Genomic DNA, 4335 nt, shown 5'->3' on the forward strand with positions numbered 1-4335 from the left:
CTCGCCGGGCCGGCCGGGACGGTAGCTGATGCTGCCCTCCAGCGGCTGCGGCGACATCCGCTCGTAGGTGCACTTCGGCGCGTCCGACGCCGCCTCCGAGCCCGAGCTGGAAGAAGCGGGCGGCCGGGAGCCGGACGCGCCCTGGGCGCCGCCGGACCCGCCCAAGGTGTTGCCGCCACCGGCGCACACCTTCACGAACCGCGTCGAGCTGGAGCAGTTCGGGCCCACCCCGCGGCCGCCTGCGTCGGCGTGAGCGGCCGGGGCCGCGGCGGCCGCCAGGAGCACCGCGGCCCCGGCCGACAGGACCCGGCCCCTACGCGGGCGGGGGGGTCAGCATTCCGGGCCGTCCGTGGCGATCCGGGTGATCATCCAGCGGCCGCCGTCCCAGCGCTCCGCGCTCACCGTCATCACGTAGCGCAGCGGCTGCTCGGTGGGCAGCGGGACCTCCTTACCCGCCTTGACCGTGCGGTAGCGCGAGAGGTCCACGCAGTCGATCAGCTTCGCCGTGGGCATCTTCGCTTCGAGGTCGAACTTGGTCACCTTCGCGTCGTGGCCGACCTCCCCGGTCACGACTGCGCCGGAGTGGCTCTGTTCACGAGAACCGGCTCTGGCTCAACTTCTGTGACACGGCCACTCTCCGTGGCTGCGGGTCACCGATTAGATCTCGAACAGGGCGTCCTCTTGTGGCGGGATCGGAGGGTCAAGGACATCGCGGAGGCGAGTGATGTCCTGGCGCCACTTCGACCAGTTCGCGGCTTCGGCCCACAGCTCGGCGAGTTCAGACCGGTTGGAGACCACTTGATCCAGAGCGTCGACGGCGAGCATTCGAAGGTCTGCAGGCAACTCCGGTAGCGGCTCTGAAGGGCCATAGTTCGAGCACGGCCGATCACAGTCAGGATGCTGGGCGGCGACCAGGGCCGCCGCGCCCACGGCTCGCTCGCCGTCGTAGATACCCAGGAAGTCCGCGGGCCCGGCGGCACGCTTGAGCACGCCCCGGATCATGGCTTCGCGCTCTTCCAGTGCTGCCTCGTCCAGTTCATCGGCGAAGTCGGCGGCGGTGTCGTTGTCGAACGGGCCGATGTCCCAGGTGCCCATGTCTCTCCTCGCGCGGTCGTCTGGGGATCGTCGCACTGGCCACTGACAGTGCGCTCAGGAGGCAAGCAGTACCCGCTTGCGCAGGAGGTTGAAGCCAGCGCGTCCATACATCTGCCGCTTGATCATTTTGATGCGGTTGACATGGCCTTCGACTGCGCCCGAGCTCCATGGCAGGGTGAGACCGGCAATGACGGAATCGCGGTCGCGGTCGATGCCGGCGGCAAGGGTATGGAGACCGGGCAGATCGTCCTGCCGGACGGCAACAAGCCAGTCCGGGAGACGCTCGCCCTGGCGCTCGGTCAGCATGACGGCGAAGGCGCGGACGTGTCGGGTGAGCGCGTCGATCTCGGGGCAGTGGGTGCGCACGGTTTCGAGCAGCAGTTGTTCGGGCTCGGGAAGGGTTTCCGGTCGCCGGAGACTCCATCCGGCGACCGTTCGGGGCGAGGGCGGCCGGGCGACTACCGGTCGTGGGGAAGTGCGCTTCTTGTGCAGGTAGGCGCGGACGCGCTGGTAGCCGCCCTTGTAGCCGAGCGGCACGATCTCTTCCCACAGCTTCCAGACGTTGGTGCAGCCCTCGTTCCACCGGTCGTCCAAGTAGGGCTTGTAGTCATCGAGGACCGAAGGCCGGTTCTGCCACTGGCCGGTTAACAGCTCCTCCGGAGCCTTTACCTCGGCGAGCTGCTTGACGGTCCGCCAGGTCATGCCGAGCTGCCGCTGGACAGAGCAACGGCTGTGCCCGGCTTCCAGCAGTGCGTGAACATCGGCGTGCCGAGCCCTGGTGCGGTCGGCGAAACGATGGCCGGTCGGCCATGGCGAGCCAAAGGAATCTTTCTCCGGCGCAGGCTCGGGGGCGGGGGCGGCCGTAACAAGGGCGCGGAGACAGCGGCGGTGCTGAGCGACGGCCCGTTCGGCAGCCTCGCTCAAGTTGTGCCAGAGGTGCCAGCGGTCCGCGACCTGGACCGCCTGTGGAGCTCCGACGGTGGCACCTTCGGCGAAGAACGGCGCCCGGTCACGGCAGATCACCTCAACGCCCGGCCGCGCGGCGAGCCAGGCCGCCAGGCTGGACGCCTCCCGGTCGGGCAGCAGGTCGATGGGGCGGCGGGTCTCGATGTCGATGAGGACGGTGCCGTAGTGGCGGCCTTTCCGGGTCGCGTACTCGTCAACGCCGACAACCCGTGGTGCGGCCACCTTGGGCTCGGGAAGCGCGTCCACCAGACGAAGCACCGTGCTGCGACTGACGGAAACGCCGAGAACGTCGGCGAGGCGGGCCCCGGCCCGGCCCGCGAGCGCCAAGCCGACCGACGCCAGGGTCGAGCGCAACCGTTCGGTCCGCTGACTGTGCCGACGCGTCAGGCCCGGTATCTGCTCGACGAAGGTACGGCGTGCGCAGTCCGATTTTCCACAGGTGAACCGTCGGACCTTCAATCGAAGGACAACCCGTCGGCCTCCGCTGGGAGCATCAGCAGGAAACCGCAGATAGGAACCGTGAACCCGGTTCGACCAGGTGCCACAGACCGGACACACGGCGCCGTCGGCGGTGCATAGTGCGTCAACGCGCACTATCACGATGTTCACGTCTACCGACAGCACCGCGACGGCTGCGATCGACGGGAACAGCAACTCCTTGAGCCGGAGCAGGACCTCTTCCACGGCCTTGAACATTCAGCCCAACTGCGTTGCCCAGGGATCATTTTCAGGCGACTTCACCCACACCTCGAAGAGGGCCAGTGTCACGGAGAGTGGCCGTCTCACAGAAGTTGAGCCAGAGCCGGTTCTCGTGAATAGAGCCAGTGCCTGGGTCAAGGACTGGAACGCAGACCCCCAAACCGTTCGTCTGGGCCAAGACCGCCGAGGAGATCCTCGAATCCCTCGCCCGATTCTGCCGACGGATCTCCGGCGCAGGACACCTAGTGAAACCAAGCGGCAGTGCGGCAGGAGGTCACCTGCCGCACTGCCCTTGCTCAGTTCCTGTGCCGCCTCCTCGAACATGAACCTTCAGTCAGGCTGCACGACGCCGGAGACCCCAGTGACGGGAGGGTGACGAAACCGGTCACTTCTGCCTTTTCGACGCCGCGACGGCGGCCCATGCCAGCCCCAGGACAAGGAGCCCGATCACGACCCACGTCGGGGCTCCACCCAGGCCCTTGTATGCCAGTACAGTCCAGTCGTTGCTCTGTCGCATCGGAGTCACTCCACTCCTTCGGTTGGGATCGGCTGCGCTTCTGACTACTTCGTGGCTCTGTCGTATACGGCCCCAGTTACCTCGCCCGCTGCCGTTCCCGCCAGTGCGCAACCACCTGAACCCACTCCCCCGGTCAGATAGAGACACCCTGCGGTCACTCCCTTGTCGACGGCGAAACTCAGCGCCGTTCCGAAAGCCTCCTCGTACTGACCGCTCTCCATCTGCGATGCGAACTCACCGACTGCGACGGCGTCAGTGATGGTGCCCAGCCCGTCAACCGCCTGGTTAAGTGCTTTGCCAAAGGACACCAACCCGCTCGGGTCGATGCGGTTGACGGGGTCGCCTTCGGCGTAGAGGTAGGGGTTCTTCTCCTGGCCGGAGGGGTCGGGCTGGGTGAAGCGGCCGATGTTGGCGTCGTAGTAGCGGTGCTGGAGGTGGTAGAGGCAGGTGGGGTCCTGGTAGCCGCCGGCGAAGCGGTAGGGCTGGGCGACCGGCTCGGACGACTGGGCCAGCAGGCACACGCCGCGCGGGCTGTACGCGTAGCTGTTCACCTTGTTGCCGTCCGCGTCCGCCAGGGCGACCACGCTGCCGATGGCGGCCGTGAGATAGAAGTACGTCCTGCCGTCTGCGTCTCCGCTTCCAGCACCGCAAGCCAGTGCCGGCCTCGGCCACCCGCGTCCGCTCGGCGGCGCTCCACCTCGGCCGCTGCCTCCGCCTCGGCGGTCTTCTTCTCGTGCTCCGCCGTCCGGCGCCGTTTCTTCGTCTGGCGTCGGCATACCAGAAGGAGTGACTGCGACCCTCATACCCCATGGTAGTTGGCGAGGACCTTCAAGGAGAGGGTCGCGGACGCGATGACGTCGAACGGCGCCAGCGTCGAGGTGGTGCTCCAGACGTCGGGGGCAGTTGTCCTGGGTTTGCGGGCCACACTGCCCGAGATGTTTAACGCGGGGTCCAGCGGTCGGGTGACGGTAGGGGTGGTGCCTTCTTCCGGCAGGCGCCACCCCTACCGTCCTAGACTTGCCTTCTTGCCGTTGCTCGCGTGGCAATAACTGCCCCGC

Annotated in this window: 4 protein-coding genes and 1 pseudogene; all 5 read right to left on the reverse strand. The window is 67.3% G+C overall.

The window, feature by feature from the left end:
• Positions 1 to 228: pseudogene (locus tag ACZ6KF_RS33915) on the reverse strand (hypothetical protein); the annotation flags it as partial.
• A 102-nt stretch (positions 229 to 330) separates the two neighbouring features.
• Positions 331 to 570: a hypothetical protein gene (locus ACZ6KF_RS33920; RefSeq protein WP_469242021.1), complete on the reverse strand. Its 240-nt coding sequence runs from the start codon at positions 568 to 570 to the stop codon at positions 331 to 333.
• An 87-nt stretch (positions 571 to 657) separates the two neighbouring features.
• Positions 658 to 1095: a DUF4259 domain-containing protein gene (locus ACZ6KF_RS33925; RefSeq protein ID WP_356635892.1), complete on the reverse strand. Its 438-nt coding sequence runs from the start codon at positions 1093 to 1095 to the stop codon at positions 658 to 660.
• A 54-nt stretch (positions 1096 to 1149) separates the two neighbouring features.
• Complete coding sequence (locus ACZ6KF_RS33930; protein WP_469179602.1) at positions 1150 to 2745, reverse strand: ISL3 family transposase; 1596 nt, start codon at positions 2743 to 2745, stop codon at positions 1150 to 1152.
• Between the two features lie 576 nt (positions 2746 to 3321).
• A complete protein-coding gene (locus ACZ6KF_RS33935; protein WP_469179596.1) occupies positions 3322 to 3861 on the reverse strand; it encodes an RHS repeat-associated core domain-containing protein in 540 nt (179 codons plus the stop codon).
• Between the last annotated feature and the right edge of the window lie 474 nt (positions 3862 to 4335).

The organism is Streptomyces sp. NPDC046379, assembly GCF_055587785.1.